At 56.5% G+C, this 26080-nt stretch carries 27 protein-coding genes and 2 pseudogenes; 19 read left to right on the top strand and 10 right to left on the bottom strand.

The window, feature by feature from the left end:
- Window positions 1–128 precede the first annotated feature (128 nt).
- From ENTHG_RS13030 to ENTHG_RS13040, 3 genes are read right to left on the bottom strand one after another with little or no spacing between them, the layout of a single operon-like run.
- The gene (locus tag ENTHG_RS13030; protein WP_052332708.1) at window positions 129–2129 is read right to left on the bottom strand and encodes a hypothetical protein; all 2001 of its coding nucleotides are present in this window, start codon (window positions 2127–2129) and stop codon (window positions 129–131) included.
- A complete protein-coding gene (locus ENTHG_RS13035) occupies window positions 2116–3294 on the bottom strand; it encodes a DUF3142 domain-containing protein (RefSeq protein WP_044180321.1) in 1179 nt (392 codons plus the stop codon). Before ENTHG_RS13035 ends, ENTHG_RS13030 begins: the two co-directional genes overlap by 14 nt.
- A gap of 33 nt (window positions 3295–3327) precedes the next feature.
- Window positions 3328–4371: an aminopeptidase gene (locus ENTHG_RS13040; protein WP_044180322.1), complete on the bottom strand. Its 1044-nt coding sequence runs from the start codon at window positions 4369–4371 to the stop codon at window positions 3328–3330.
- A 236-nt stretch (window positions 4372–4607) separates the two neighbouring features.
- Here ENTHG_RS13040 and cysG point away from each other — a divergent pair, with 236 nt between their 5' ends.
- The 11 genes from cysG (at window position 4608) to ENTHG_RS13095 (ending at window position 13513) form a co-directional block, all read left to right on the top strand.
- Window positions 4608–6023 (top strand): siroheme synthase CysG, encoded by a 1416-nt coding sequence (gene cysG, locus ENTHG_RS13045; protein ID WP_044180324.1) that lies wholly within the window; start codon window positions 4608–4610, stop codon window positions 6021–6023.
- Window positions 6024–6055: 32 nt separating this feature from the next.
- Window positions 6056–6964: a sulfate adenylyltransferase subunit CysD gene (cysD, locus tag ENTHG_RS13050; RefSeq protein ID WP_044180326.1), complete on the top strand. Its 909-nt coding sequence runs from the start codon at window positions 6056–6058 to the stop codon at window positions 6962–6964.
- 9 nt (window positions 6965–6973) lie between these two features.
- Window positions 6974–8401, top strand: coding sequence for a sulfate adenylyltransferase subunit CysN (gene cysN / locus ENTHG_RS13055; protein WP_044180328.1), 1428 nt, complete (start codon window positions 6974–6976; stop codon window positions 8399–8401).
- Window positions 8401–9006, top strand: coding sequence for an adenylyl-sulfate kinase (cysC, locus tag ENTHG_RS13060; RefSeq protein WP_044180330.1), 606 nt, complete (start codon window positions 8401–8403; stop codon window positions 9004–9006). Before cysN ends, cysC begins: the two co-directional genes overlap by 1 nt.
- A gap of 71 nt (window positions 9007–9077) precedes the next feature.
- Window positions 9078–9401, top strand: a complete 324-nt coding sequence (locus ENTHG_RS13065; RefSeq protein WP_044180332.1) for a DUF3561 family protein — start codon at window positions 9078–9080, stop codon at window positions 9399–9401.
- A gap of 174 nt (window positions 9402–9575) precedes the next feature.
- On the top strand, window positions 9576–9896 hold the full coding sequence (ftsB, locus tag ENTHG_RS13070; RefSeq protein ID WP_044180334.1) for a cell division protein FtsB: 321 nt from the start codon (window positions 9576–9578) through the stop codon (window positions 9894–9896).
- 19 nt (window positions 9897–9915) lie between these two features.
- Window positions 9916–10626, top strand: coding sequence for a 2-C-methyl-D-erythritol 4-phosphate cytidylyltransferase (gene ispD, locus ENTHG_RS13075; RefSeq protein ID WP_044180336.1), 711 nt, complete (start codon window positions 9916–9918; stop codon window positions 10624–10626).
- Complete coding sequence (ispF, locus tag ENTHG_RS13080) at window positions 10626–11105, top strand: 2-C-methyl-D-erythritol 2,4-cyclodiphosphate synthase (RefSeq protein ID WP_044180338.1); 480 nt, start codon at window positions 10626–10628, stop codon at window positions 11103–11105. Before ispD ends, ispF begins: the two co-directional genes overlap by 1 nt.
- Window positions 11102–12151, top strand: a complete 1050-nt coding sequence (truD, locus tag ENTHG_RS13085; RefSeq protein WP_044180340.1) for a tRNA pseudouridine(13) synthase TruD — start codon at window positions 11102–11104, stop codon at window positions 12149–12151. Before ispF ends, truD begins: the two co-directional genes overlap by 4 nt.
- Window positions 12132–12893, top strand: coding sequence for a 5'/3'-nucleotidase SurE (gene surE / locus ENTHG_RS13090; RefSeq protein WP_044180342.1), 762 nt, complete (start codon window positions 12132–12134; stop codon window positions 12891–12893). Before truD ends, surE begins: the two co-directional genes overlap by 20 nt.
- Entirely contained in the window at window positions 12887–13513 is a 627-nt protein-coding gene (locus ENTHG_RS13095) for a protein-L-isoaspartate(D-aspartate) O-methyltransferase (protein WP_044180343.1), read from the top strand. Before surE ends, ENTHG_RS13095 begins: the two co-directional genes overlap by 7 nt.
- A 92-nt stretch (window positions 13514–13605) precedes the next feature.
- On the opposite strand, the gene ENTHG_RS26035 is transcribed toward ENTHG_RS13095, so the two are convergent.
- The gene (locus ENTHG_RS26035; protein WP_237567489.1) at window positions 13606–13737 is read right to left on the bottom strand and encodes a peptidase; all 132 of its coding nucleotides are present in this window, start codon (window positions 13735–13737) and stop codon (window positions 13606–13608) included.
- Between ENTHG_RS26035 and nlpD the strand changes: the two genes are divergently transcribed.
- Together nlpD and rpoS are read left to right on the top strand one after the other, a co-directional pair.
- A complete protein-coding gene (gene nlpD / locus ENTHG_RS13100) occupies window positions 13679–14749 on the top strand; it encodes a murein hydrolase activator NlpD (protein WP_237567490.1) in 1071 nt (356 codons plus the stop codon). The two genes, ENTHG_RS26035 and nlpD, sit on opposite strands and share 59 nt — an antisense overlap.
- A 122-nt stretch (window positions 14750–14871) precedes the next feature.
- A complete protein-coding gene (gene rpoS / locus ENTHG_RS13105) occupies window positions 14872–15864 on the top strand; it encodes an RNA polymerase sigma factor RpoS (RefSeq protein ID WP_044180346.1) in 993 nt (330 codons plus the stop codon).
- 59 nt (window positions 15865–15923) lie between these two features.
- On the opposite strand, the gene ENTHG_RS13110 is transcribed toward rpoS, so the two are convergent.
- Genes ENTHG_RS13110 through ENTHG_RS13120 form a run of 3 tightly spaced genes read right to left on the bottom strand, consistent with a single transcriptional unit; the run spans window position 15924 to window position 18190 of the window.
- Entirely contained in the window at window positions 15924–16160 is a 237-nt protein-coding gene (locus ENTHG_RS13110) for a non-oxidative hydroxyarylic acid decarboxylases subunit D (protein ID WP_044180349.1), read from the bottom strand.
- 10 nt (window positions 16161–16170) lie between these two features.
- A complete protein-coding gene (locus ENTHG_RS13115; protein ID WP_044180351.1) occupies window positions 16171–17598 on the bottom strand; it encodes a non-oxidative hydroxyarylic acid decarboxylases subunit C in 1428 nt (475 codons plus the stop codon).
- Complete coding sequence (locus ENTHG_RS13120) at window positions 17588–18190, bottom strand: non-oxidative hydroxyarylic acid decarboxylases subunit B (protein WP_044180353.1); 603 nt, start codon at window positions 18188–18190, stop codon at window positions 17588–17590. Before ENTHG_RS13120 ends, ENTHG_RS13115 begins: the two co-directional genes overlap by 11 nt.
- Window positions 18191–18361: 171 nt before the next feature.
- Between ENTHG_RS13120 and ENTHG_RS13125 the strand changes: the two genes are divergently transcribed.
- Window positions 18362–18766, top strand: a complete 405-nt coding sequence (locus tag ENTHG_RS13125) for a MarR family winged helix-turn-helix transcriptional regulator (protein ID WP_044180355.1) — start codon at window positions 18362–18364, stop codon at window positions 18764–18766.
- A 57-nt stretch (window positions 18767–18823) separates the two neighbouring features.
- Here ENTHG_RS13125 and ENTHG_RS13130 read toward each other — a convergent pair whose 3' ends face one another.
- Together ENTHG_RS13130 and mutS are read right to left on the bottom strand one after the other, a co-directional pair.
- The gene (locus ENTHG_RS13130; RefSeq protein ID WP_044180358.1) at window positions 18824–19252 is read right to left on the bottom strand and encodes an OsmC family protein; all 429 of its coding nucleotides are present in this window, start codon (window positions 19250–19252) and stop codon (window positions 18824–18826) included.
- A 104-nt stretch (window positions 19253–19356) separates the two neighbouring features.
- On the bottom strand, window positions 19357–21918 hold the full coding sequence (gene mutS / locus ENTHG_RS13135) for a DNA mismatch repair protein MutS (protein ID WP_044180360.1): 2562 nt from the start codon (window positions 21916–21918) through the stop codon (window positions 19357–19359).
- A 111-nt stretch (window positions 21919–22029) separates the two neighbouring features.
- Here mutS and ENTHG_RS13140 point away from each other — a divergent pair.
- The 3 genes and pseudogenes from ENTHG_RS13140 to ENTHG_RS13150 all read left to right on the top strand — a co-directional run.
- Window positions 22030–22737: pseudogene (locus tag ENTHG_RS13140) on the top strand (integrase arm-type DNA-binding domain-containing protein); the annotation flags it as partial.
- 949 nt (window positions 22738–23686) lie between these two features.
- Window positions 23687–24631, top strand: a complete 945-nt coding sequence (locus ENTHG_RS13145) for a hypothetical protein (protein ID WP_044180362.1) — start codon at window positions 23687–23689, stop codon at window positions 24629–24631.
- The gene (locus ENTHG_RS13150; RefSeq protein ID WP_044180364.1) at window positions 24628–24906 is read left to right on the top strand and encodes a hypothetical protein; all 279 of its coding nucleotides are present in this window, start codon (window positions 24628–24630) and stop codon (window positions 24904–24906) included. The genes ENTHG_RS13145 and ENTHG_RS13150 overlap by 4 nt, the downstream gene beginning before the upstream one ends.
- Window positions 24907–24974: 68 nt before the next feature.
- Here the strand turns inward: ENTHG_RS13150 and ENTHG_RS25310 are convergent.
- Window positions 24975–25064: pseudogene (locus ENTHG_RS25310) on the bottom strand (transposase); the annotation flags it as partial.
- A gap of 46 nt (window positions 25065–25110) precedes the next feature.
- On the opposite strand from ENTHG_RS25310, the gene ENTHG_RS24295 reads away from it, so the two are divergent.
- A complete protein-coding gene (locus ENTHG_RS24295; RefSeq protein ID WP_145973668.1) occupies window positions 25111–25404 on the top strand; it encodes a GmrSD restriction endonuclease domain-containing protein in 294 nt (97 codons plus the stop codon).
- 195 nt (window positions 25405–25599) lie between these two features.
- Window positions 25600–26031, top strand: coding sequence for a hypothetical protein (locus ENTHG_RS13155; protein ID WP_145973669.1), 432 nt, complete (start codon window positions 25600–25602; stop codon window positions 26029–26031).
- The last annotated feature ends 49 nt before the right edge of the window (window positions 26032–26080 follow it).

Raw genomic sequence — 26080 nt, forward strand, 5'->3', positions numbered from 1 at the left:
GCCAGTACCCGGCGCAGCGATAAATGAATATGCGAAAGTGTGAGCCAGACGTAATTCTGCCTGAGGGGTAAAAACAAGGGCGGGCGAGGGCGACACGCATTTTCGCCACCCGCCCGCAGATTATTCCGCTATTTTTTGCCGTCGCGGTTAAGCGAAGCAAAATCCGGCTCCGGGCACTGGCGGCCAAAATTCTCCGCCCAGGGGAAGGGCGCGCCGTTTTTTACGTAAATCCGGTATAACCGCCGCACGGATTTAGGATCCTGCGCCCATATCCAGTCCGTCGCGTTACAGAGAACCGCGGCGTAGGCCTGCGATTTATGCGGCAACAGTCCGGCGGCATTTTCCGCGTGCTTTACCGCCTGCCAGCGATAGTGCATAAAATGGTTGTCGCTGGCTGGCTGGGATTGCCCGGCGCGGGCGCGTTCGCCTGCGCTCACCCATGATTTTTCTGCTGCATTGTTTTCTGGCCCGTCATCGTAATAAGGCCACGAGTACCCGCCATCATACAGGGCAAAGTCCGGCGACATCTCATAGCCCGTCAGGCGCATACCCTGATCGCGCAGGATAAGCGCGGCCTGCCACCACGCCTGGGCTTTGGCAAGCTTCGGCCCGCCTTTGGGCAAGACGTCGAGGTAACGCTGCGCCATCAGCCGTTCTTCTGCAACATCAAAATAGGCCAATGCTTTTTGATACTGGCCCGCACGCATCAGGCGACGGGCAAGCAGGGCGCGCAGCCTGCTGTCGGCGGAGAGCGCCACATCACGTGACAACGGGGACTGCGGCGCGCGGGTATTTTTATCCACAAACGCCGTTAACTCTTTTAACGTCAGCACCCGCTCGGCAATCCATGCCACATCTGCCCAGTAATTCTCCTTAGCCTTAAACATCAGCCGCATCGCTTCCTGGTAATCATTACGATTTAACGCCAGGATAGCCCGTTCGGCGCTAATGCGGCAGGCCGGAATAACAAACTCCTCCCCGCCGATATCTTCATTGAAATACTGGTATCCCCAGGCCTCATCGGTTGGAAACGATGCCGCCGCCTTTGCATACCACGCGGTTGCTTTTTTCACATCCCCATCCCGCAGCGCCATTTTGGCTCTGACCCAGGACGTCAGCCCGTTTTCCTTCGCGTTCTTTAGCAGCAAAGCCGCAAGCGGATACTGGCCGTTACGCCAGGCAAGAGCAATCAGGCGATCGCTGCCGGGAAAATCGTGATTCACCTTCTGCGCGAGCGTCGCTATTACCGCCTCCTGGTACTCTTTGATCTTTTTATCTTCATCGGACCAGGCGGTAAACGGATGCGTGAAAAAATCGGCGATAAGCAGTTGCTGAATCAGCGGATCGTCAAGGAGCGGTTGCAGGATATGGGCATTTTCCGGGTGGTCCAGGATGCTGGCGACGTAGCCTAGCGAGAGCGTGCCGGTGGGGGAACCCTGCGCGGCCTGGAGGGCATAGCGTTGCGTGGCGTCGGACCACTCCTCCTGCCAGGCCTTGATGCGCCCTTGCTGTCCCAGGCTTGCCAGCGCAAGCTGCTCCGGGTCGTCCGCACCGTTGCGTACGGCATCGATTATCTGCTGATACAGGCCGAAGGCTTCCTGTAGCTCCTCTTTATTACCACGCGACGTCGAGAATACATCGAGCCTGCTGCGCCCCGGATAATCATGCATTAAATCGCGCCCCAACGAGTAACGCGCTTTTAGCCCCCACTCCCCCTGCTGGTCGGCGGGCAGGGCAAGCAGCTGGCGGAAATAGTCCCGCGCCCGGCTATCGTGGCTGGCAAACGCCACCGACCCGAGCGCATACAGCCGGGCGGCAGGGGGCAGGTCGGCGGCCATCTTCTCCGCCTCTTCCAGCGAGCCGCGCGCGCGAATCTCCGCCAGTAACCTCTGCTGCGCGGTGGCGGGCGTGGGTTTTTCATCGGACGTGTCGCGCCATCCCGGCAGGCGCGGGTCGGGTGCGACCAGGCGGCTGCTCTCCAGCGCGAAGCTGCCTTCCGGCATATAGAGCAGGTTGGCGTTGCGGTCCGCCAGCAAATAGTTGGGGAAGAAGGGGCCGCAGGCGTGGCTGGCGGTGGCGCTCAGCGCAGTTGTCAGCAGCAGGGCCAGCGGTAATTTACGGGCTGTCATGAAACTCTCCTTGTGGCGGCTTCGGGCATCTTGCCCAGCCAACGGCGCGGGTTTGCCCGGCGCGTAATAACGCCGGGGTGGTCAGGTGAAAAGCCTGCTCGCTAAAGCGATAGTCGCCTACGCCGTCTGCGGCCAGACAGTCGTCAGCGTTCAGGTTAATTGTGGCTGGCGGCGGCGCGTCAATGGTGCCGACGTTTTTGACGGCCAGCTCATAGAGGGCAGAGTCCGCGCTGGCATTTTGCGCATCACGCCGCGTCAGCCACTGCCAGCGCGCGGTGAGCGGCTGGTGATGAATGACCGCGGCAAGCGTGGTAAGCGACCAGGCGCGGGTGTCGCTCGCCAGCGGCAGGCGAAACCAGACAAAGCCGGCGAAATTCTTTGGCGGCTTCTCTTCCAGCCCCCGGGTAAAGGTGTCTACCTGCTGCGGCGAGACGCTAAGCTCCTGCCTGTCCCCCGCTATCCGCAGCGACGATTCGCTCTCCACCTGCGCCGTGCGGCCCGGCGCGGAGAAGAGCGCTGAACCATAAGCCGGCAGCGCCAGATAAAATCGGTGGGGGGCGATAAGGCTGTATTGCTGGCTCCAGCGCTGCGCCAGCGGCGGGTCGAACAGCCCCTTATCCGGCGAGAGTACGCTGTGCACCTGCAACACCGAACTGTCTACCGTCGCCAGCAAACCCTTAAGCTGCGCAGAAGAGAGCCACGTCGGCAGAGCGGTAATACTGAGCGTCATGTCAGCAGGGAGCGCGGGGCGTAAGGCGCTGAGCAGCTGCTGGTAATCGCCAAGCCGGGAGGTGGGGGCGTCGTAATCGATTTCCAGCCCGCGCAGGTTAACGCCCGCGGCTCGCCAGTTATCAATAATCGGCCTGACCTGCGCCTGGAGCGCGGCGGCATTAAGCCGGGTCAGGCTACCGTCAAGGCGCGCCACCAGCCAGACCGGGCGGCCGTCCTGCTGTAAAAGCCGGGTATCGACACGGGCCACGCGCGCCCCTTCCTGCGGGTGAATTTGTAACCCCAGTACGCGCAGAGTAGAGAAGAGATCCTGGCTTTGATGTAGCGCCTGCTGATGATCGGCGCGCCAGACGCGTTGCCAGATATAGACCTGGCTGTCGGCTATCGCCGTTTCGCTCATCAGCAGGCAACAGAACAGAAGAAAACGAATAAGCATTATGGCTACACTCCCTGTTGCCGGAACGCTTTCTTACCGGCTATGCGCCTTCGCCAGCTCTTTCACCAGCGGTAGCATGATTCTTACCACATCGCGGCTGCGGCGTTCAATACGCCCCGGCAGCGCCTGATCGATATGCTGAACGCTGTCCAGACGGATGTCATGCCAGCTTACGCCGTTGGGAAAGGCTTTGGATTTAGCCCGCTGTTGGTAACCATCCTTTTTACCCAGCGACCAGTTAGTGGCCTCCACCGACAGCACCGGAATGCCTGCATTATCAAACACCTCGGCGTCATTACAGCAACCTGTGCCTTTCGGGTAGTTGGGGTTCTGTCCGGGGTTGATGGCTGCGCCGATCCCCAGCTTACGGGCGATAGCCAGCGCGCGGTCCCGTGTGAGTTTGCGCACCGAGGCGGGGGTTTTCTTGCCGCTGTTAAAGTAGAGCTTATCGCCCACCACCAGGTTGTCGAGATTGATGACCAGCAGCGTCTGCTTTTTCTCTTTTTCACTCATACGCTTAAGCAGGTTTTCTGCGCCAAGGCTACCCTCTTCTTCGCCGCTGGTGGCGACAAAACGGATGGTGTATTCGGTGGGCGTGGATTTAAGCTGCTGCGCCAGTTCCAGCATCACGGCCACCCCGGAGGCGTTATCGTCCAGCCCCTGTAAGGTGAGACCGCCCAGATTGTGGTCGTTATCTATTTCGCTACGCGGCGCGTAGGTATCCAGATGCGCCATGATAATAATTTGCTCTGGCGCTTTGCCTTCATGGGCGGCAATCACCGTGCTGCCGGTGACGTTACGCCAGTTCTGCTGATTATTGCGCGCGGTCCAGCTGTAGCGGCTGTTGAACTGGCGAATATCGCTCTGGTAGCCCATCTGCGCGAACTGCTGACGCACATAATCGGCGCAGAGCATTTCTGCCGGCGTGCCGGTCATCCGGCCTGGGAAATACGTTGCGATATAGCGTGCCTGAGTGCTGGCGAAATCGCCGGGCTGAGGGGCTCGTGCCTGAGCAGGAAGGATAAAGCATACGCCGAGCGCCAGGGCAGCGGTACGGTGGCGCAATGCGGAAAACATAGAGAGTCCTTTTTAAGACAAAATTTTTACCGCGCTTAGTATGAAACTGTGATCGGCTTTACACAAATTCAAATCTCCTTAACCCTGCGAAAACGCAATGGTTAAGCACTTTTTGATATTTGTTTTTCCACACCGTTATTCTTTTGCGGAACTACTCATTCCAATTCGTAATTTCATTCGTTCTAAGCTCGCCCCTATAGTCCCCCTATTCCTGATTGTTAGAGAGTTGTTGCCCTGTGGACTACCTTCCCCTGTTCGCCGCTGTTAAAGATCGCCCCGTGCTGGTGGTGGGCGGTGGCGATGTCGCCGCGCGAAAAATCCTCTTTTTACGCAAAGCGGGCGCACGGATTCTGGTGGTAGCGGCTTCGCTTAATGGCGAACTGCAACAGCTGGCCCAGGCGCAGCATATCCACCTGCTGGCGACAGCTTTTGACGAGGCGCAGCTGGACAGCGTTTTTCTGGTGATTGCCGCCACCGACGACCGGGCGCTGAACCGACGCGTTTTCGACGCCGCTAACGCCCGCCAGCGGCTGGTGAACGTGGTGGACGACCAGCCGCTGTGCTCCTTTATTTTCCCGTCGATTGTCGACCGGGCTCCGTTGCAAATCGCCATCTCGTCCGGCGGTAACGCGCCGGTACTGGCCCGGCTGCTGCGGGAAAAAATCGAGGCGTTGCTGCCAGCTAACCTCGGGCGCATGGCGGAGGTGGCCGGGCGCTGGCGCACGCGTATCAAAGCGGTGCGTAAAACCACCGATGAGCGCCGCCGTTTCTGGGAGCGCGCCTTTCGCGGGCGCTTTGCCAGCCTGATGGCGGCGGGCAACGAGCAGGCTGCTGAACAGGCGCTGGCCGATGAGCTGGCGAACCCGGGCGCAGCCTCAGGCGAGATCATTCTGGTTGGCGCCGGGCCGGGCGACGCCGGGCTGCTCACCCTGCGCGGTTTGCAGGTGATACAGCAGGCGGATGTGGTCTTTTACGACCATCTGGTCAGCGACGAGGTGCTGGAGCTGACGCGCCGGGATGCGGACAAAATCTGCGTCGGCAAGCGGGCAGGCGGCCACGCGGTGGCGCAGCATGAAACCAACCAGATGCTGATTGACGCGGCGCGTGAAGGCAAAACCGTGGTGCGTCTGAAAGGCGGCGACCCGTTTATTTTTGGCCGCGGCGGCGAAGAGCTGCAGGCGGCGGCGCAGGCGGGCATTCCCTTCCAGGTGGTGCCCGGCGTGACGGCGGCCTCCGGCGCGACGGCGTTTGCGGGCATCCCGCTGACCCATCGTGATTATGCCCAGAGCGCCACTTTTGTTACCGGCCATTACAAAGCCGACAGCGCCCCGTTTGACTGGTCGCTGCTGGCCCAAAGCCGCCAGACGCTGGCCATTTATATGGGCACGATGAAGGCGGCGGAAATCAGCGAACAGCTGATTAAGCACGGGCGTGATGCGAAGACGCCAGCCGCAGTTATTTCCCGCGGCACCCGGCCTGACCAGCAGGTCAGAACCGGCACCTTACAACAACTCGAAGCGCTGGCGAAAGATGCGCCAATGCCCGCTCTGATCGTGGTGGGCGAAGTGGTGCAGCTTCATCAGCAACTCGCCTGGTTTCAACCTACAACAGACGCAGAGAACTTCGCTTCTTCTGTGGTCAATCTGGCTTAGAGATCGCCTGCCAGGCTTTTAAAGGAACGGTTATGGATCAAAAACGACTTACTCACCTGCGGCAGCTGGAAGCGGAAAGTATCCACATTATCCGCGAAGTGGCCGCCGAATTTTCTAACCCGGTGATGATGTACTCCATTGGTAAAGACTCCAGCGTCATGCTGCACCTGGCGCGTAAGGCTTTTTACCCGGGTACGCTGCCGTTTCCGCTGCTGCATGTGGATACCGGCTGGAAATTCCGCGAGATGTACGCGTTCCGTGACCGTACCGCCAAAGCTTACGGCTGCGAGCTGCTGGTGCACAAAAACCCGGAAGGGGTAGCGATGGGCATCAACCCCTTTGTGCACGGCAGCGCCAAACATACCGACATTATGAAAACCGAAGGGCTCAAGCAGGCGCTGAACAAATACGGCTTTGACGCCGCGTTCGGCGGCGCGCGCCGCGACGAAGAAAAATCCCGTGCGAAAGAGCGGATCTACTCCTTCCGCGACCGCTTCCACCGCTGGGACCCCAAAAACCAGCGCCCGGAGCTGTGGCATAACTACAACGGCCAGATTAACAAAGGCGAAAGCATTCGCGTGTTCCCGCTCTCCAACTGGACCGAGCTGGATATCTGGCAGTACATCTTTCTGGAAAATATCGAGATTGTCCCGCTCTATCTGGCGGCTGAGCGCCCGGTGCTGGAGCGCGACGGCATGCTGATGATGATCGATGACGATCGTATCGACCTGCAGCCCGGCGAAATGATCAAACAGCGCATGGTGCGCTTCCGTACTCTGGGGTGCTGGCCGCTGACCGGGGCGGTGGAATCGAACGCGCAGACGCTGCCGGAAATCATTGAGGAGATGCTGGTCTCCACCACCAGCGAGCGCCAGGGCCGCGTTATCGACCGCGACCAGGCCGGCTCGATGGAACTGAAAAAACGTCAGGGATACTTCTAAGGAGCCGCCATGAACACCACTATCGCCCAACAAATTGCTAACGAAGGCGGCGTCGAAGCATACCTGCACGCGCAACAGCATAAAAGCCTGCTGCGCTTTCTGACCTGCGGCAGCGTCGACGACGGCAAAAGTACGCTGATTGGCCGTCTGCTGCACGATACCCGTCAGATTTACGAAGATCAGCTCTCTACGCTGCACAATGACAGCAAGCGCCACGGCACCCAGGGCGAAAAACTGGATCTGGCGCTGCTGGTGGATGGCCTCCAGGCCGAGCGCGAGCAGGGGATCACCATCGACGTGGCCTATCGCTACTTCTCCACCGAGAAGCGGAAATTTATCATCGCCGACACGCCGGGGCACGAGCAGTACACCCGCAATATGGCGACGGGCGCTTCCACCTGCGACTTAGCGATCCTGCTGATCGACGCCCGTAAAGGCGTGCTCGATCAGACCCGCCGCCACAGCTTTATCTCCACCCTGCTGGGGATTAAGCACCTGGTGGTAGCGGTCAATAAAATGGATCTGGTCTCCTTTAGCGAGCAGACTTTTAACCGTATCCGTGAAGATTACCTCACCTTTGCCGAGCAGCTGCCGGGCAACCTGGATATCCGTTTTGTGCCGCTGTCGGCGCTGGAAGGCGATAACGTCGCCAGCCAGAGCGATAACATGGCCTGGTATAGCGGCCCGACGCTGCTGGAAGTGCTGGAAACCGTTGAGGTCCAGCGGGTGGTGGAAAGCCAGCCGATGCGCTTCCCGGTGCAGTACGTCAACCGTCCGAACCTCGATTTCCGTGGCTTTTCCGGCACCCTGGCCTCCGGTAGCGTCAGGGTAGGGCAGCGCATTAAAGCCCTGCCGTCCGGCGTTGAATCCACCGTAGCGCGCATCGTCACCTTTGACGGCGATCTACAGGAAGCTTACGCGGGTGAAGCCATTACCCTCGTGCTGAAAGATGAGATCGACATCAGCCGCGGCGACCTGATTCTGGACGCCCAGGAGACGGTGCCTGCGGTACAGAGCGCCGCGCTGGACGTGGTGTGGATGGCGGAGCAGCCGCTGTCGCCGGGGCAGAGTTTTGATGTCAAAATCGCCGGCAAGAAAACCCGCGCCCGCGTGGACGCGATTCAGTACCAGGTGGATATCAACAACCTGACCCAGCGGGAAGTGGAGGCGCTGCCGCTAAACGGCATCGGCCTGGTCAATCTGACTTTTGATGAGCCCCTTACTCTTGACCCTTACCAGCAGAATCCGGTAACCGGCGGTCTTATCTTCATCGACCGGCTGACCAACGTTACGGTTGGCGCAGGCATGGTGCGTGAAGTGCACCAGCAGGCTGATACCGCGCCGTCGCAGTTCAGCGCTTTTGAACTGGAGCTTAATCAGCTGGTTCGCAAACACTTCCCGCACTGGGGCGCGCGCGATCTGCTGGGAGGCCAGTAATGGCGGAGCATGACGAGAACGTCGTCTGGCACGCCCATCCGGTAACGGCCAGCGCCCGCGAACAGCTCCACGGTCACCGGGGGGTTGTGCTGTGGTTCACCGGCCTTTCCGGCTCCGGGAAATCTACCGTGGCAGGGGCGCTGGAGGAGGCGCTGCATAAGCTCGGCGTGAGCACCTATCTGCTGGACGGCGATAACGTGCGCCACGGCTTATGTAACGATCTTGGCTTTACCGATGACGACCGGCGGGAAAATATTCGCCGGGTGGGGGAGGTGGCCCGCCTGATGGTGGACGCCGGACTGGTGGTGCTGACCGCCTTTATTTCCCCCCACCGCGCCGAGCGCCAGATGGTGCGCGAACGTCTGGGCGAGGGGCGCTTTATCGAAGTCTTCGTTGATACGCCGCTGGCTATCTGCGAAGCGCGCGACCCGAAAGGGCTGTACAAAAAAGCGCGCGCCGGAGAGCTGAAAAACTTCACCGGTATCGACGCGGTATACGAAGCGCCTGAATCGCCGGATGTTCACCTGGCAGGTGAACAATTAGTAACAAATTTGGTGAGTCAATTATTAGACCTCATGAGACGGGACGATATTATCAGATCCTGAGACAGTACCGGGGATACGCTGAATGCGTGGCGTATCCAGCCTCGCCGGACAGTCAGGCAATGGGATCAGATATGCGTAATAGTCAGAACATCACTTTCTCCCGGTCGGATTCCATCACGACCAGCGAAGAAACCACCTGGTCCCTGCCTGGGGCCATTGTGGGCTTTGTCGCATGGCTACTGGCGCTATCGATCCCGTTTATGCTGTACGGCTCCAATACGCTGTTCCTGTTTCTGTATACCTGGCCTTTCTTTCTGGCGCTGATGCCTGTCTCTGTAGTGGTCGGCATCGCCCTCCACTCTCTTGCCAATGGCAAACTGATTTTCAGCGCGATCATTACCGCCCTGGTGGTGGTCGCCATGTTCGGCGCGCTCTTTATGTGGCTGATGGGGTAAAGGCGTTCATACTTCAAACCGTAACTCACATTAAGACGATGTGTCCGGCGTTCAGCCCTACGGAAAGCGCGTTAACTATGCTACATTCTGTCGCGGTGACGCGGTATAACCCGGCCCCGGTGTGGAGTCTGCGAAAAAGTTATGGGATGATGTTGCCGTTTTTCAGGGGGCAGGATGGGTAAACTAACGCTGCTATTGCTGGCTTTGCTGGTCTGGCTGCAGTACTCGCTGTGGTTCGGCAAGAACGGGCTTCATGACTACAGCCGGGTCAGCGAAGATGTCGCCGCACAGCAGGCGACAAACGCCAAATTAAAAGCGCGCAACGATCAACTCTTTGCTGAAATTGACGATCTCAATGGCGGCCAGGAGGCGATTGAGGAACGCGCGCGTAATGAATTAACGATGACCAAACCGGGCGAGACCTTCTATCGTCTGGTGCCTGACGCGTCCAAACGCAACCAGGGGTCCATACAGAACACACAAAATAATCGATAAACAATCCCGGGCTTAAGACATGGCAGCAAGAATTCCGGACGTTTGTGCCGTGGTGCCGGCCGCCGGATTTGGCCGCCGCATGCAGACGGAATGTCCCAAGCAGTATCTTTCCATTGGCGATAAAACGATCCTCGAACACGCGGTCGCGGCGTTATTGCGTAACCCGCAGGTGGGGCAGGTGATTATCGCCGTCAGCCCCGGCGATGCGCGTTTCGCACAGCTGCCGCTGGCGCAGCACCCCGCGATAACCGTCGTGGAGGGGGGGGCAGAGCGCGCCGACTCCGTGCTGGCGGGGCTGAAAGCGGCGCAGGGGGCCCAGTGGGTGCTGGTGCATGACGCCGCGCGTCCCTGCCTGCATCAGGACGATCTCAACCGGCTGCTGGCATTGCGCGCCACCAGCCGCGTCGGCGGCATTCTCGCCGCCCCGGTGCGCGACACCATGAAGCGCGCCGAGCCGGGTAAACACGCCATTGCCCATACCGTTGAGCGCAACGACCTCTGGCACGCGCTGACGCCGCAATTTTTCCCCCATCAACTGCTGCACGACTGCCTGACGCGGGCGCTCGACGAAGGCGCCACCATCACCGATGAAGCCTCGGCGCTGGAGTATTGCGGCTACCACCCTGAGCTTATCGCCGGGCGCGCGGATAACATCAAAGTTACGCGGCCAGAAGACTTACAGCTTGCTCAATTTTATCTCACCCATTCAGCAGACCTGGAGACATCATAATGCGCATTGGACACGGTTTTGACGTACACGCATTCGGCGGCGAAGGCCCGATTATTATTGGCGGCGTGCGCATTCCCTGGGAAAAAGGGCTGCTGGCGCACTCCGACGGTGATGTGGCGCTGCACGCGCTAACCGACGCGCTGCTTGGCGCTGCGGCGCTGGGCGATATCGGCAAACTGTTTCCCGACACCGATCCCGCGTTCAAGGGTGCGGACAGCCGCGCGCTGCTGCGTGAAGCCTGGCGGCGTATTCAGGCGAAAGGCTACACCCTTGGCAATGTCGATGTCACAATCATCGCTCAGGCGCCGAAAATGCTGCCGCACATTCCGCAGATGCGCGTCTTTATCGCCGAAGATCTCGGTTGCCATATGGATGATGTCAACGTTAAGGCCACCACGACAGAAAAGCTGGGTTTTACCGGGCGCGGTGAAGGTATCGCCTGCGAAGCGGTTGCCTTACTGGTGAAGGCGGCAAAATGACGGCGTTCGATAATCTCACCTGGCTGCACGGTAAACCGGCGGGCAGCGGTCTGTTAAAAGCCAGCCCGGAAGATTTCGTGGTAACCGAGGATTTAGGCTTCGCCCCCGATGGCGAAGGCGAACATATCCTTGTACGAATTCTGAAAAACGGCTGCAATACCCGTTTTGTTGCCGACGCGCTGGCAAAATTCCTTAAAATACACGCCCGCGAAGTGAGCTTCGCCGGGCAGAAGGACAAACAGGCCGTCACCGAACAGTGGCTCTGCGCGCGGGTGCCGGGCAAAGAGATGCCGGACTTAAGCGCGTTTCAGCTTGAAGGCTGTCAGGTGCTGGAATACGCGCGTCATAAGCGTAAGCTGCGTTTAGGCGCGCTTAAAGGCAACAGCTTTACGCTGGTGCTGCGTGAAGTGAGCGATCGCGCGGATGTCGACGCCCGTCTTCATGCCATTAGCCAGCACGGGGTGCCAAACTATTTTGGCGCACAGCGCTTCGGCATCGGCGGCAGTAACTTGCAGGGTGCGCTGCGCTGGGCGCAGAGCGATACGCCGGTGCGCGATCGCAATAAGCGCAGTTTCTGGTTGTCGGCGGCGCGTAGCGCGTTGTTTAATCAGATAGTCAGCGAGCGGTTGAAAAAACCGGACTTTAATCAAGTTGTTGACGGCGATGCGCTACAATTATCCGGGCGCGGGAGCTGGTTCGTTGCCACCCCGGAAGAGCGTGAAGAATTACAGGCCCGCGTTGATGGGCAGGCGCTGCTGATTACCGCGGCGCTGCCGGGCTCCGGCGAGTGGGGCACCCAGCGTGACGCGCTGGCCTTTGAACAGGCCGCCATTGCTGATATGCCTGAATTACAGCATCTTCTGGTACGGGAAAAAGTCGAAGCCGCCCGCCGCGCGATGCTGCTTTTTCCGCAACAGCTTAGCTGGAACTGGTGGGATGACGTAACCGTCGAGTTACGCTTCTGGCTACCGGCAGGTAGCTTCGCCACCAGCGTAGTAAGAGAAACGATCAATACATTGGGTGACTATGCGAATATTGCTGAGTAACGATGACGGGATTCACGCGCCAGGTATTCAGACGCTGGCCAGTGCCCTGCGGGAGTTTGCCGAGGTGCAGGTAGTCGCTCCCGATCGTAACCGCAGCGGCGCGTCCAACTCGCTCACGCTTGAATCCTCGCTCAGAACTTTCACCTTTGATAACGGCGATATCGCCGTCCAGATGGGCACGCCGACCGACTGCGTCTTTTTGGGCGTTAACGCGCTGATGCGCCCCCGCCCGGATGTGGTGGTCTCGGGTATTAACGCCGGGCCCAATCTGGGCGACGACGTTATCTACTCTGGCACCGTCGCTGCGGCGATGGAAGGACGGCATCTTGGCTTTCCGGCGCTGGCGGTGTCGCTCAATGGGCAGACCCACTACGATACCGCGGCGGCGGTCACCTGTTCTATTCTGCGCGCCCTGTCGCGCGAGCCGCTGCGTACCGGACGGATACTGAATATCAATGTGCCTGACCTGCCGCTTAGCGACATCAAAGGCATTCGGGTTACCCGCTGCGGCAGCCGTCATCCGGCGGATAAAGTCATCCCGCAGCAGGACCCGCGCGGCAATACGCTCTACTGGATAGGGCCGCCGGGGGAGAAACACGATGCGGGGCCGGATACCGACTTCGCCGCCGTCGATGAAGGCTATGTCTCCGTCACGCCGCTGCACGTCGACTTAACCGCCTACAGCGCCCATGAGGTGGTTTCGGGCTGGCTGGATCGCGCTGGAGTAAGTTCGCAATGGTAAACGGACGCGTCCAGACACTTCTTTCTCAATTACGCGCCCAGGGGATTCAGGACGAGCACGTTCTGGAGGCACTGTCGCGGGTGCCGCGCGAAAAATTTATTGATGAGGCGTTTGAGCACAAGGCCTGGGATAACGTTGCGCTGCCCATCGGTCAGGGGCAGACCATCTCACAGCCCTATATGGTGGCGCGCATGACGGAGCTGCTGGAGCTGACGCCGCAGTCGCGGGTGCTGGAAATTGGCACCGGTTCCGGCTACCAGACCGCCATACTGGCGCATCTGGTGCATCATGTTTGTACCGTCGAGCGTATCAAAGGCCTGCAGTGGCAGGCGCGTCGACGGCTCAAACAACTTGATTTACACAATGTTTCAACACGTCACGGCGATGGCTGGCAGGGTTGGCAGGCTCGCGCCCCGTTCGACGCCATTATCGTGACCGCCGCGCCGCCGGAAATTCCGGCAGCGCTCATGTCGCAACTGGACGAAGGCGGCATTCTCGTTTTACCCGTGGGCGACGAACACCAGCAGTTAAAGCGTGTTCGTCGGCGGGGAGGCGAATTTATCATCGATACCGTGGAAGACGTGCGTTTTGTTCCGCTGGTGAAAGGCGAGCTGGCCTGAGAAACAGATTTTTCCTGGGTTAATGCCGCCGTTTCAGCGTATGGTGGGCAAATTTGCCTGTTCCGACACGGTCCTTTTTAAGTCATTGGTAGCTAAAACATTCCTGGGGGATAAATGAGCACGGGAAGCCCTAAATTCACCGTAAGCCGTGTTGCGGCATTATCACTGGTTTCACTCTGGCTGGCAGGCTGTACCAGTTCCGGCAATCCGCCTGCGCCGGTCAGTTCCGTTAACGGCAGTACGACGCCCAGCACCAATTCCGGGATGTTAATCACGCCGCCGTCGCAAATGAGCGCACAGCCACAATCGCAGCCGATTCAGCCGCCGCCGGTTCAGGCGCCGGTCGTCCAGCCGACGCAGACGCAACCCGTCGCGCAACAGCCTGTTGAAACCGCTAACGGACGTATTGTTTACAATCGTCAGTATGGGAATATTCCGAAAGGAAGCTATACCGGCGGCAGTACCTACACCGTCAAGCGCGGGGATACTCTATTCTATATCGCCTGGATCACCGGGAACGATTTCCGTGATTTAGCACAGCGGAATAACGTTCAGGCCCCGTATGGCCTGACTGTCGGGCAAACGCTACAGGTAGGGAATGCATCAGGTACGCCAATAACTGGCGGAAATGCAATCACTCAGGCTGATGCTTCTGCACAAGGAATAGTCTCAAAACCTGCGCAAAATTCCACCGTGGTTGTTGCTTCAAAACCGACAATTACGTATTCTGAGGACTCAGGTGAACAAAGTGCTAACAAAATGTTGCCGAACAATAAGCCTGCGACACCCGTCACAGCGCCTGTTACGGCTCCATCTGTCAGCACAACCGAACCGACTGTCAGCAGTACGACAACCAGCACGCCGATTGCTATATGGCGCTGGCCGACTGAGGGCAACGTTATCGATAACTTCTCTGCAACCGAAGGTGGCAACAAAGGTATCGATATCGCAGGCAGCAAAGGGCAGGCTATCGTCGCGACCGCAGATGGGCGCGTTGTATATGCCGGTAACGCGCTGCGCGGTTACGGTAATCTTATCATCATCAAACACAACGATGATTACCTGAGTGCCTACGCCCATAACGATACGATGCTGGTCCGGGAACAACAAGAAGTTAAGGCGGGGCAAAAAATAGCAACCATGGGTAGCTCCGGAACCAGCTCTACACGCTTGCATTTTGAAATTCGTTACAAGGGGAAATCCGTCAACCCGCTGCGTTATTTGCCGCAGCGATAAATCGGTAAAGTAGTTGAAGGTTCCTTATTTATGACCTTACAGCGTGCGCAGATGCCGCTGTAACTGTCTGAATGAAGACACTTTAAGTGCTTTACTCAGGGATCACGGGTAGGAGCCACCTTATGAGTCAGAATACGCTGAAAGTTCATGATCTAAATGAAGATGCGGAATTTGATGAGAACGGAGTAGAGGCTTTTGATGAAAAAGCCTTAGTTGAAGAGGAACCCAGTGATAACGACCTGGCCGAAGAGGAGCTGTTATCGCAGGGTGCGACCCAGCGTGTGCTGGACGCGACTCAACTGTATCTCGGAGAGATTGGTTATTCTCCGTTATTAACGGCCGAAGAAGAAGTCTATTTTGCCCGTCGCGCTCTGCGTGGCGATGTCGCTTCGCGCCGCCGCATGATTGAAAGTAACTTGCGTCTGGTGGTGAAAATTGCCCGTCGATACAGCAATCGTGGTCTGGCGCTGCTGGATCTGATTGAAGAAGGGAACCTGGGCCTGATTCGTGCGGTTGAGAAATTTGACCCCGAGCGCGGCTTCCGTTTCTCTACGTATGCGACCTGGTGGATTCGACAGACTATTGAGCGGGCGATCATGAATCAAACCCGCACCATTCGTCTGCCGATTCACATTGTGAAAGAGCTGAACGTCTATCTGCGTACCGCACGTGAGCTGTCCCATAAGCTGGACCACGAGCCAAGCGCGGAAGAGATTGCAGAGCAGCTCGACAAGCCGGTTGATGACGTAAGCCGTATGCTGCGTCTCAACGAGCGCATCACCTCGGTGGATACCCCGCTGGGCGGTGATTCTGAAAAAGCGCTGCTGGACATCCTGGCCGATGAAAAAGACAACGGCCCGGAAGACACCACGCAGGACGATGACATGAAGCAAAGCATCGTCAAATGGCTGTTCGAACTGAACGCCAAACAGCGTGAAGTGCTGGCGCGTCGTTTCGGCTTGCTGGGCTACGAAGCAGCAACCCTTGAAGATGTGGGTCGTGAAATCGGTCTGACGCGTGAACGCGTTCGTCAGATTCAGGTTGAAGGTCTGCGTCGCCTGCGTGAAATCCTGCAGGCGCAGGGGCTGAACATCGAAGCACTCTTTCGCGAGTAAGCGCTAAGAAACAGAAAGGCCGGTCAACTGACCGGCCTTTTTTATGCCTGCTTTTCGCCTTAGCGCTTATCTGCTGGCAGCAGCGGCGGAATGCTCGGCACCATTGGCGCCTCGTCGATATCTTTCTGCGTCATACGAAACGCTTCCGGATAATGCTCGCGACTGGTGCGGCGCAGCGGTTCGGTATTACGCCAGGTGTACAGGCAATGCTGGCACTGGTACACCGTCCAGACCCCTTTCACCGGCGAGTGCGCCATCACTTCAATATGCTCATCGGCACAACGTGGACAAATCATCTGCAACTCCTTATTTACGGTTGGCCAGCATGGCGGTCAGTTTTTCAGCCCAGGCTTTGGTTTCCGGCAGATCCTGTACGGGCTGGCTGTAGTGGCCGCGAATATCCGGCGCGACCGGCGTGGTGGCGTCGATGATCATCTTATCGGTGATCCCCGCCGGGCTTGAACCCGGATCCAGCTCCAGTACCGACATATTCGGCAGCCGCACCAGATCACCTGCCGGGTTAACCTTCGACGACAGCGCCCACATCACCTGTGGCAGGTTAAACGGATCGACATCCTCATCCACCATGATCACCATCTTCACGTAGCCCAGCCCGTGCGGGGTGGTCATCGCACGCAGGCCAACCGCGCGGGCAAAACCGCCGTAGCGTTTTTTGGTCGAGATAATCGCCAGCAGGCCGTGGGTGTACATGGCGTTCACCGCCTGCACTTCCGGGAACTCGGCTTTCAGCTGCTGATAGAGCGGCACGCAGGTGGCAGGCCCCATCAGATAGTCGATTTCGGTCCACGGCATGCCGAGGTAGAGGGATTCAAAGATCGGTTTGGTGCGATAAGAAACTTTATCAATGCGCACCACGGTCATATTACGACCGCCGGAATAGTGGCCGGTAAACTCGCCGAACGGGCCTTCGATTTCACGTTTGCGGCCTTCGATCACCCCTTCGAGGATCACTTCTGAACCCCAGGGAACATCGAAGCCGGTCAGCGGCGCGGTGGCGATCGGGTACGGGCTTTCACGCAGCGCGCCCGCCATTTCATATTCCGACTGATCGTATTTCAGCGGCGTGGCGCCCATCAGGGTGATGATTGGATCGTTGCCGAGGGTAATCGCGATCGGCAGGTCTTCCCCGCGCTCTTCCGCTTTATGCAGGTGCAGGGCGATGTCGTGCATCGGCACCGGCTGCAGGCCGAGCTTACGCTTGCCTTTGACTTCCATCCGGTAGATGCCGACGTTCTGCTTGCCGAAGTTATCCGGATCCAGCGGATCGCGGGAGACAACGCAGGCTTTATCCAGATAGAACCCGCCGTCGCCGTCGTTCAGACGAAACAGCGGCAGAATATCGAACAGGTTAATCGCGTCGCCGTCGACGGTGTTTTCCGCCCATGCCGGATTAGCGCGGCGTTCCGGGGTGACGGGGAAGTTGTCCCAGCGGCGAATAAACTCATCAATCTGTTTCTTAACCGGCGTGTTGGGCGGCAGGCCCAGAGAGATGGCGTGGTTCTGCCACGAGCCGATGGTGTTCATGGCGACCCGTGCATCGGTGAAGCCGCGAATGTTATCGAACCACAGCGCCGGCGCGCCATCGCCGATGCGCCCGGTGGCGTTGGCGGCGGCGGCCAGATCCGGCTCGGCGTTCACCTCTTCACTGATTTTCAGCAGTTGCCCCTGGTCGTCGAGGGCTTGCAGAAAGCTCCGTAAATCATCAAATGCCATTTTCATTCTCCTGTGAAATATTCTGTGCGGCCTTTAGCCCTTCCCAGCGCCGGGCACGGTTGTGCTCCAGACCGAACTGGTCAAGCACGCGGGTGACGATATGCTGCGCAATGTCGTCCGCAGTTTGCGGATGGTTGTACCAGGCGGGCATCGGGGGAACCATCGCCACGCCCATGCGGGAGAGGGCGAGCATATTCTCTAAATGGATGGTGCTCAGCGGCGTTTCGCGGGGCACCAGTACCAGCTTGCGCCCCTCTTTAAGGATGACGTCGGCCGCCCGCCCAACCAGCCCTTCGGCATAACCTGCGCGAATGCCTGCCAGCGTCTTCATGCTGCAAGGGATGATTATCATGCCGTCGGTACGAAACGACCCGGAGGAGATTGTCGCGGCCTGGTTGACCGGGCTGTGAACCACATCCGCCAGCGCTTCGACATCGCGAACGGAAAAGGGCGTTTCAAGTTCGATGGTGGTTTTGGCCCATTTCGACATGACCAGGTGCGTTTCCACATCTGGGATTGCGCGGAGCGCCTGCAATAGCGCCACGCCCAGCGGAGCGCCGGTCGCGCCCGTCATTCCGATAATCAGTCTCATTCATATCCTCAATAATTGTTCGTGTACGAACATTTTCATTTAAATTACTCCTTCACTCGAAAGTCGACAATCGCGTTTGCACAGGGCCGCATTTTTTGCACAAGCCGGGCGCGTTAAAATTTCGCCGTTTAGCGGCTATCATGAGGGGGTGATTTCAACGATGGAGCATTCATGGAGTTAAGAAACGAGACGTTTCATCTGCTACGCCACCTGTTTCAGCAGCACACCGCCTGCTGGCAGCAGGCGCTGCCGGACCTGACCAAGCCGCAGTATGCGGTGATGCGCGCCATCGCGGAGCACCCCGGCATAGAGCAGGTCGCGCTCATCGAAGTCGCTGCCAGCACCAAAGCGACGCTGGCGGAGATGTTAAGCCGTATGGAGGCGCGCGGGCTGCTGCGCCGTGAGCACGATCCTGATGATAAGCGGCGGCGTTTTCTGTTTCTTACGCCAGAAGGGGAGACGCTGTTGCAAAACAGCATGCCGCTGGGTAACGGCGTGGACAATGCGTTTCTTGGCAAATTAAGCGAAGCTGAACAGGCGCAGTTTACCCGGCTGATTCGCCGGATGATGGAATAAAAGAAAGGCCGCCCGCGGCGGCCAGTAAAGCAGGAACCCCTGCCCGGGGCTGGGGGATTAATTCAGCGTGTACTCCAGCGAAATATCCGCATTGAGGACTTGTGATACCGGGCAGCCCGCTTTGGCTTTCTGAATGATTTCGTCAAAAGCCGCTTCTTCAATGCCCGGCACTTTCACCGTGCTGTTGAGGGCGATTTTGGTGATGGCGAAGCCGTCACCGGCTTTGTCCAGCGAGACCACCGCGGTGGTGTCAATGCTTTCAGCGGTATGGCCCGCTTCGCCCAGCATCAGCGACAGCGCCATAGAGAAACAGGCCGCGTGGGCCGCGCCGATAAGCTCTTCCGGGTTGGTGCCCGCCGCGCCTTCAAAGCGAGTGTTAAAGCCGTACGGCTGCTGGCTGAGCGCGCCGCTTTCCGTTGAAACTGTGCCTTTCCCGCGTTTGATGTCGCCTTCCCAGTGGGCCTGCCCTTTCTTCTGAATCGTCATATCATCGCTCCTTTTTTATCTTCAACAGAGATAAAAAGTATAGAAGCCACAGCCAGGCTTGCCCGGCTATGGCGCATTTTCAGAGTAATGACGGCATCAAAGGTTTAGACCAGGCTTTTCAGGCGGTAGATCCACTCCAGCGCCTGGCGTGGGGTCAGCGAATCTGGGTCAAGATTTTCCAGCGCCTCAACGGCCGGGCTGGTCTCTTCCGGCGCGGCGAGCAGCGACATCTGGGTGCCATCGATCTGGGTTGCGCCCGCGCTGGGGGATAAACTCTCCAGCTCGCGCAGCTTGGCCCGCGCGCGTTTCACCACCTCTTTCGGCACGCCTGCCAGCGCGGCTACCGCCAGACCATAGCTCTTGCTGGCCGCCCCGTCCTGTACGCTGTGCATAAAGGCGATGGTGTCGCCGTGCTCTAAGGCGTCCAGGTGAACGTTCGCTACCCCTTCCATTTTTTCCGGCAGTTGGGTCAGCTCGAAATAGTGGGTGGCAAACAGCGTCAACGCTTTGATTTTATTCGCCAGATTCTCCGCGCAGGCCCACGCCAGCGACAGGCCGTCGTAGGTGGAGGTGCCGCGGCCAATCTCGTCCATCAGTACCAGACTGTGTTCGGTGGCGTTATGCAGGATGTTGGCGGTTTCGGTCATCTCCACCATAAAGGTCGAGCGCCCGCTGGCCAGGTCATCCGCGGCCCCAACGCGGGTGAAAATGCGGTCAATCGGGCCGATTTCCACTTTCTGCGCCGGGACGTAGCTGCCTATCCAGGCAAGCAGGGCAATCAGCGCCGTCTGGCGCATATAGGTACTTTTACCCCCCATATTCGGCCCGGTGATGATAAGCATCCTGCGCTGCGCGGAGAGATTCAGCGGGTTAGCGATAAAGGGCTCGGTCAGCACCTGCTCCACGACCGGGTGACGCCCCTCGACAATACGGATGCCGGGTTTATCGCTGAATGTCGGGCAGCAGTAGTTCAGCGTTTCCGCGCGCTCTGCCAGGTTCGTCAGCACATCCAGTTCCGCCAGCGCCGCGGCGCTCTGCTGCAGGTCGGCCAGGTGCGGCAGTAGCAGATCGAACAGTTCGTCATACAGCTGTTTTTCCAGCGCCAGCGCTTTCCCCTTCGAGGTGAGCACTTTGTCTTCGTACTCTTTCAGTTCGGGAATAATGTAGCGTTCGGCATTTTTGAGGGTCTGGCGGCGTACGTAGTGAATCGGCGCGAGATGGCTCTGGCCGCGGCTTATCTGAATAAAATAACCGTGGACGGCGTTGTAGCCGACTTTCAGCGTATCAAGCCCCAGCTTCTCCCGTTCGCGTATCTCCAGCCGGTCGAGATAATCCGTGGCGCCGTCAGCCAGCCCGCGCCACTCGTCCAGCTCGGCGTTGTACCCCGGAGCGATTACGCCGCCGTCGCGTACCAGCACCGGCGGCGCGTCGATAATCGCCCGCTCCAGCAGCTCACGCAGTTCGCTGAACTCGCCCATCTTTTCCCGCAGCTGCTGCACCGGAGCGCAGGCGATTTCCGCCAGCTGCGCCCGCAGTTCCGGCAGTTGCTGGAACGCATGGCGCATCCGCGCCAGATCCCGCGGCCTTGCTGTACGCAGGGCAAGGCGAGCAAGGATGCGTTCCAGATCGCCCACCTGGCGCAGCACGGGCTGGAGCTGCGCGGCGTGTTCCTGCAGCGCGGCGATAGTCTGCTGCCTGGCGGTCAGGGTGTTGACGTCGCGGATCGGCATGTGCAGCCAGCGTTTAAGCATGCGGCTACCCATCGGCGTGACCGTACAGTCGAGCACCGAGGCCAGGGTGTTCTCGAAACCGCCCGCCAGGTTCTGGGTAATTTCCAGATTGCGACGCGTGGCGGCGTCCATAATGATGCTGTCCTGCTGACGCTCCATGGTAATTGAGCGGATATGCGGCAGGGAGGTGCGCTGGGTATCTTTGACATATTGCAGCAGGCAACCGGCGGCGCAGAGGCCGCGCGGGGCGTTTTCAACGCCAAAGCCGACCAGATCGCGGGTGCCGAACTGCAGGTTAAGCTGCTGGCGCGCGGTGTCGATTTCAAACTCCCACAGCGGACGCCTGCGCAGCCCGCGGCGGTTTTCAATCAGCGCCATCTCGGCAAAATCTTCCGCATAGAGGAGCTCGGCCGGGTTGGTGCGCTGTAGCTCCGCCGCCATGGTTTCGCGGTCGGCGGGCTCGCTCACGCGAAAACGGCCAGAGCTGATATCAAGCGTGGCGTAGCCAAAGCCTTTGCTGTCCTGCCAGATGGCCGCCAGCAGGTTGTCCTGGCGCTCCTGCAGCAGCGCCTCATCGCTGATAGTGCCGGGGGTGACGATGCGCACGACTTTACGCTCCACCGGCCCTTTGCTGGTGGCGGGATCGCCAATCTGCTCACAAATCGCCACCGACTCGCCCAGGCTCACCAGCTTCGCCAGATAGTTCTCAACCGCGTGGTGCGGCACCCCCGCCATAGGGATCGGCTCGCCTGCTGACGCGCCGCGCTTCGTCAGCGAAATATCCATCAGCTGCGAGGCGCGCTTCGCATCGTCGTAAAACAGCTCGTAAAAATCACCCATCCGGTAAAACAGCAAAATATCCGGATGCTGCGCTTTCAGCTTGAGATACTGCTGCATCATCGGCGTGTGGGCGTCGAAGTTCTCTAGTGTACTCATCAGTTTATGATGTCCATTTTTTAAATTTTAATGAGTTAGTGATGTTTGTTGTTCTCATTGATTTCACTTTGTCTCATTGGATCTCATGAAACCCTACATTTCGTTTCATAAATGCGTAGGGAGCATGATAACGGAGTCTTTAGGGCAGGAAAACAAGAGGCAAAGCCACTGTCGTTTAAAGCGATAGAAATGATGAAGCCAGGTGACAAAGATAAAGCTGATATTGTCAGAAATCGTGGTTTACGTGTCTCCTGTGGAACGACCGGTGTTAAGTCTTTTTTCAATCGCTACATGAGCCCTGTGACTGGAAAACTTGCGCAAGTCAAAATTGGCAACTTCCCGCAGACTTCTCTCGCCGCTGCACGTCTTAAACTCAACGAATTAAAGCTCCTCCGTCAGGAGGGGCGGTGTCCTGCATCAGAACTCAAGCAGGAAAAACAACTTCGTGCAATCGAGGCTGAACAGGTCAAAGTACCTGAATTAACTGTACAGGGATTAGTTGAGCTCTACCTCACTGAGCGCATTGAGGACCGCAAAACTAAGGATGGCAAAATCATTCCGGGGGCCCGGAAGAAGAAAGGCCAGGATGAAGTGCGCAGAACACTGTATGCCGATGCGGTAGATAAACTGGGCAATCGTAATGCCGCTGAAATCACACGCAATGACGTGATTACACTTATCAATGGCATTGTTGCCAGAGGAGCAAAAGTGCAAGCCGGTAACGTTCTACGGGAGCTGTCTTTGGCCTACGAGTTCGCTATTGGTCTGGGGCGTTTTGATGCCAGCTTTGCTAATCCCGCGCTGTTGGTAAAATCCAGCCCATTGTTACCTGGAGGTAAGTATTCTTCACTGGAGGTTTTTTTTCAAACCAGCAGTATTGGGCGTGAAGTATAACGGAAAGAGCTTCGATAAAAGCAATGAGCATGACAGTGCAACTACATTTGGTAAAGATAGATTCGCTAACTATATAGTTAGCGAGAATAGAAAACTCATTGATTTTTAACTGTTTAAACCCATACTTAATTCAATTGTAGAAATTAACGAGCATTTTATTAAACTTTATTTGCCAAAATGAACTTCTGAAAAGGTATCAGAATGTTAATATCGAAAACTGATTATGCTCGTCATTGTGGGGTGAGCCGCCAGACAATATATGACTGAGTAGCCAAGGGGTAATTGCAGCCAGCCAGATTAAAATCTTTACTAACGGCTACGATTTTGTAAAAGGGTTTCTGCATATTGATTTTGACCCGTGCAGCTATGACTCTGTGTATTGGGGCGCATTACTCTTCTCGATGTCATACCTGCTGGCTATGCCTCGCAACAGATTCTAGCCGCTTGATTTTGTTGCAGGCTGCTGGTGGGAAACAGCTTGCATCAATCCTGTCTTTTCATTGAATTTAGTAGAGCGTCACAATCATTTTTATGCGAAAAAACACCATGTCTTTCATGCATTAGAAATGCCAGTATTTTTGGGGCAAAAATGGAAAGTGTAAACCATGGTTGAGAGCCTCATAAAGACAGGCATCATGGCAAAAGTGTAAAGGGGCGATATATAGAAATATTAAGGTTCAGGGGAGAGGATATGCACAAAGTGAACAGGACAAGACCATACCAACTTTACACTTTTGGTAAAGCAATTTTTTTCCCTGTGATCAAAGAAGTGCCCCTTACCCCGAATAAGTTTTAGCCTTAATCAGAAATATCCTAACACCTTACTTTCTGGCACTCTTATAATCGAAAGCATTGCTTACCATGAGGAATAGCAATGGACGTTATCCGGATGGATTTGCAGTCAAAACTGCAGGTAGTCCTAACCAAAGCTGCATCCCTGCTACCGTCTGATGTCGGGGAACAGCTTCTGGCTATGATTACTCCACAAGCGCTTGCTACGATGGCTGGAGTAGTCGTGATATGGGCTGGTGCCCATTTCTTTGGGATTGGCGAGATTGCTGATATCATACTGCTGGTAGTAGGGTGGGTGGCGATAGGTGGTGTTGCTTTTGAAGCCGGAAAAAAGCTGTATGACTTTGCTGTCAAAACTAACAATGCCAGAACAGAAGCAGACCTGGATGCTGCTGCTAAAGATCTGGCTGAAGCCATCACCCTTATCGGCGTTAATACCGTTCTGATACTGCTGTTCAGAAAGAAACCTGGGGATACTTTTAAAAAGCCTCTAAGGGGGGTCGTTATGCCTCGTTACAGTGGAGAGATTGCTTCGCGTATGAATCTACCCCGCAACGGTGGCTGGCGTTATAAACCAATAATAAAAATTACCAAATACAAGGATGTTATACAGGGGGCGACAAAACCCTGGGGAGATGCTGTGGTTGGCCGTAACTTCTATCCGGAAGCTATGTCAAAAGAGGAAGCCTACCTTAAAATGCTCACCACGCTTTACCACGAGCAAGTCCATATGGCTATTGCCCCTAAATTTTACCTGCTGCGCGAGTTACGGGTCTTTATGAGGCAATCTGCTTATTCAAAGTCATATATACTACGCTATCTTGAAGAAGCTCTTGCCGAAACTATCGGTTTGCTAAGAGCAAGGGGAATGAGCTCTGAATACATCATTCAGGGATTTAAATTTCCTTTGGGGAATACCTATGAGATTACTTTTTCCCTCCTACGACAGGAAGCCGCAGGGATTCTCTTGGGACCAGTGACGGTCGGGGGGATTATGTATAGTGTCTGGTATGGAGCACAGCAATGATTACGCAGGACAAAGCAATACAAATAGCAAAGGATTATGCCGACCAAAATGGGCGAGGTTGGGATGAGCGTTACTATGAAGCCAGCCCTATGATCCTAAATGGTGAACCAGTATGGATGATCTCTACATCTGATAATGAATATTCAGAAGAACTTCCTTGGATGATGGAGCATATGCCAAATCCTTCGTACTATTATATCAGTATGGTAGAAGCTAAGTGTATTGCAGTAGGATCCAGAGTGAATGAATTTCTAAGAGTAAATGAAGGCATTTAATCTATTGTCAAAAACTGCATAGGTATTTTGGAGGAGGGAGAATGGTTTTATCCAAACTTATATCATGTAACGCTGGAAACAGAATAACTACGATCAAAAACCTGTTTGACTGCTTTAATTTTAAACTCTTCGGGATAACGCTTACCGCCCATAGGCACCTCTCTTTAAGCCATCTTAAATGTCTCTGAGGTGTCTGTTAAACCCGTGGCGATTCAAAACCCTCGTGCTGACGTTACCTCCGATATGAGTATCATTCCTGATATTACCGAAGAGTTTCAGGAGAAATATTTGCATTGTATCGGGAATCTTACCTTAGAATCTTTAAGTGATAACTCAAGTAAGAGGAATATTGATTTTAATGGTAAGAATGCATGTTATTTTATTAAATCATCATTTAAGTGTCAAAACCAACTTGGTGATTTTTTAGATAATGGGGAATGGACTGGTTCATCTATTAATCTTCGAACGGAGAAGTTAATTGGATTTGCTTTAGAGTAATGATCTGCAACGTTTGAAAAATAGTTTTAATATGCTATTGTTTTAAATATTTTATTTTTTTATAAAGGAAATAGCTTTATCTCGTGGGCGATTACATTTTTAACCGATGCGCCGGTCAGTCACGCTTCTTTAGTTACCAGGCACAGCCGCTGACGATTATCGAAGAGCATTTTAAAAAAACTGACGGCCACCGTCATGCATCACATCCAGCAGCATAAAACGCCAGGCAAACTGCCGATGGTTTGCTCGCAGTTCGTCGCTCAATGTTTCGACGATGCGGGCGACGACTATCGTCTGCAATTCAGGCGACCGATGCTGGATTACTTCGCCGCTGGTTCCCTTCTCGAGCAGGCCGAGGCATGGTTCGCCCAGCAGGATAGGACACCCTGCAATACACCGCTAACTACGGTGGCTGAGGCGGCCAGTGGTGAAGAGCTGTGCCGGGAGTTAAAGCTGGCGCTTGAAGAAGAGAGCGTGCAGGAAAATGCGGATATGGAGGCTGAACTGGCAGTGGCGATTCGCGACTTTGCCTGCGTGCACCGGGATTTAGCCGAGGAAGAGAGCGTGTCGGCGGACTTCTTACTGCACTGTACCTCCCTGACCCAGATTGGCACCATCAGCATCTGAAAGCACGGTGATACCGGTACTGCCGGTATCACTGGTAAATATTTTGCCC

Origin of the sequence: Phytobacter massiliensis JC163 (assembly GCF_000321045.1) — a bacterium.
GTDB lineage: Bacteria > Pseudomonadota > Gammaproteobacteria > Enterobacterales > Enterobacteriaceae > Phytobacter_A > Phytobacter_A massiliensis.

Excerpts from the sequence above, each read along its gene's own strand:
- ENTHG_RS13030 (WP_052332708.1), bottom strand. The coding sequence starts at position 2,129 with ATGACAGCCCGTAAATTACCGCTGGCCCTGCTGCTGACAACTGCGCTG.
- ENTHG_RS13035 (WP_044180321.1), bottom strand. The coding sequence starts at position 3,294 with ATGCTTATTCGTTTTCTTCTGTTCTGTTGCCTGCTGATGAGCGAAACG.
- ENTHG_RS13040 (WP_044180322.1), bottom strand. The coding sequence starts at position 4,371 with ATGTTTTCCGCATTGCGCCACCGTACCGCTGCCCTGGCGCTCGGCGTA.
- cysD (WP_044180326.1), top strand. The coding sequence starts at position 6,056 with ATGGATCAAAAACGACTTACTCACCTGCGGCAGCTGGAAGCGGAAAGT.
- cysN (WP_044180328.1), top strand. The coding sequence starts at position 6,974 with ATGAACACCACTATCGCCCAACAAATTGCTAACGAAGGCGGCGTCGAA.
- cysC (WP_044180330.1), top strand. The coding sequence starts at position 8,401 with ATGGCGGAGCATGACGAGAACGTCGTCTGGCACGCCCATCCGGTAACG.
- ENTHG_RS13065 (WP_044180332.1), top strand. The coding sequence starts at position 9,078 with ATGCGTAATAGTCAGAACATCACTTTCTCCCGGTCGGATTCCATCACG.
- ftsB (WP_044180334.1), top strand. The coding sequence starts at position 9,576 with ATGGGTAAACTAACGCTGCTATTGCTGGCTTTGCTGGTCTGGCTGCAG.
- ispD (WP_044180336.1), top strand. The coding sequence starts at position 9,916 with ATGGCAGCAAGAATTCCGGACGTTTGTGCCGTGGTGCCGGCCGCCGGA.
- ispF (WP_044180338.1), top strand. The coding sequence starts at position 10,626 with ATGCGCATTGGACACGGTTTTGACGTACACGCATTCGGCGGCGAAGGC.
- truD (WP_044180340.1), top strand. The coding sequence starts at position 11,102 with ATGACGGCGTTCGATAATCTCACCTGGCTGCACGGTAAACCGGCGGGC.
- surE (WP_044180342.1), top strand. The coding sequence starts at position 12,132 with ATGCGAATATTGCTGAGTAACGATGACGGGATTCACGCGCCAGGTATT.
- ENTHG_RS13095 (WP_044180343.1), top strand. The coding sequence starts at position 12,887 with ATGGTAAACGGACGCGTCCAGACACTTCTTTCTCAATTACGCGCCCAG.
- rpoS (WP_044180346.1), top strand. The coding sequence starts at position 14,872 with ATGAGTCAGAATACGCTGAAAGTTCATGATCTAAATGAAGATGCGGAA.
- ENTHG_RS13110 (WP_044180349.1), bottom strand. The coding sequence starts at position 16,160 with ATGATTTGTCCACGTTGTGCCGATGAGCATATTGAAGTGATGGCGCAC.
- ENTHG_RS13115 (WP_044180351.1), bottom strand. The coding sequence starts at position 17,598 with ATGGCATTTGATGATTTACGGAGCTTTCTGCAAGCCCTCGACGACCAG.
- ENTHG_RS13120 (WP_044180353.1), bottom strand. The coding sequence starts at position 18,190 with ATGAGACTGATTATCGGAATGACGGGCGCGACCGGCGCTCCGCTGGGC.
- ENTHG_RS13125 (WP_044180355.1), top strand. The coding sequence starts at position 18,362 with ATGGAGTTAAGAAACGAGACGTTTCATCTGCTACGCCACCTGTTTCAG.
- ENTHG_RS13130 (WP_044180358.1), bottom strand. The coding sequence starts at position 19,252 with ATGACGATTCAGAAGAAAGGGCAGGCCCACTGGGAAGGCGACATCAAA.
- mutS (WP_044180360.1), bottom strand. The coding sequence starts at position 21,918 with ATGAGTACACTAGAGAACTTCGACGCCCACACGCCGATGATGCAGCAG.
- ENTHG_RS13145 (WP_044180362.1), top strand. The coding sequence starts at position 23,687 with ATGGACGTTATCCGGATGGATTTGCAGTCAAAACTGCAGGTAGTCCTA.
- ENTHG_RS13150 (WP_044180364.1), top strand. The coding sequence starts at position 24,628 with ATGATTACGCAGGACAAAGCAATACAAATAGCAAAGGATTATGCCGAC.
- ENTHG_RS13155 (WP_145973669.1), top strand. The coding sequence starts at position 25,600 with ATGCATCACATCCAGCAGCATAAAACGCCAGGCAAACTGCCGATGGTT.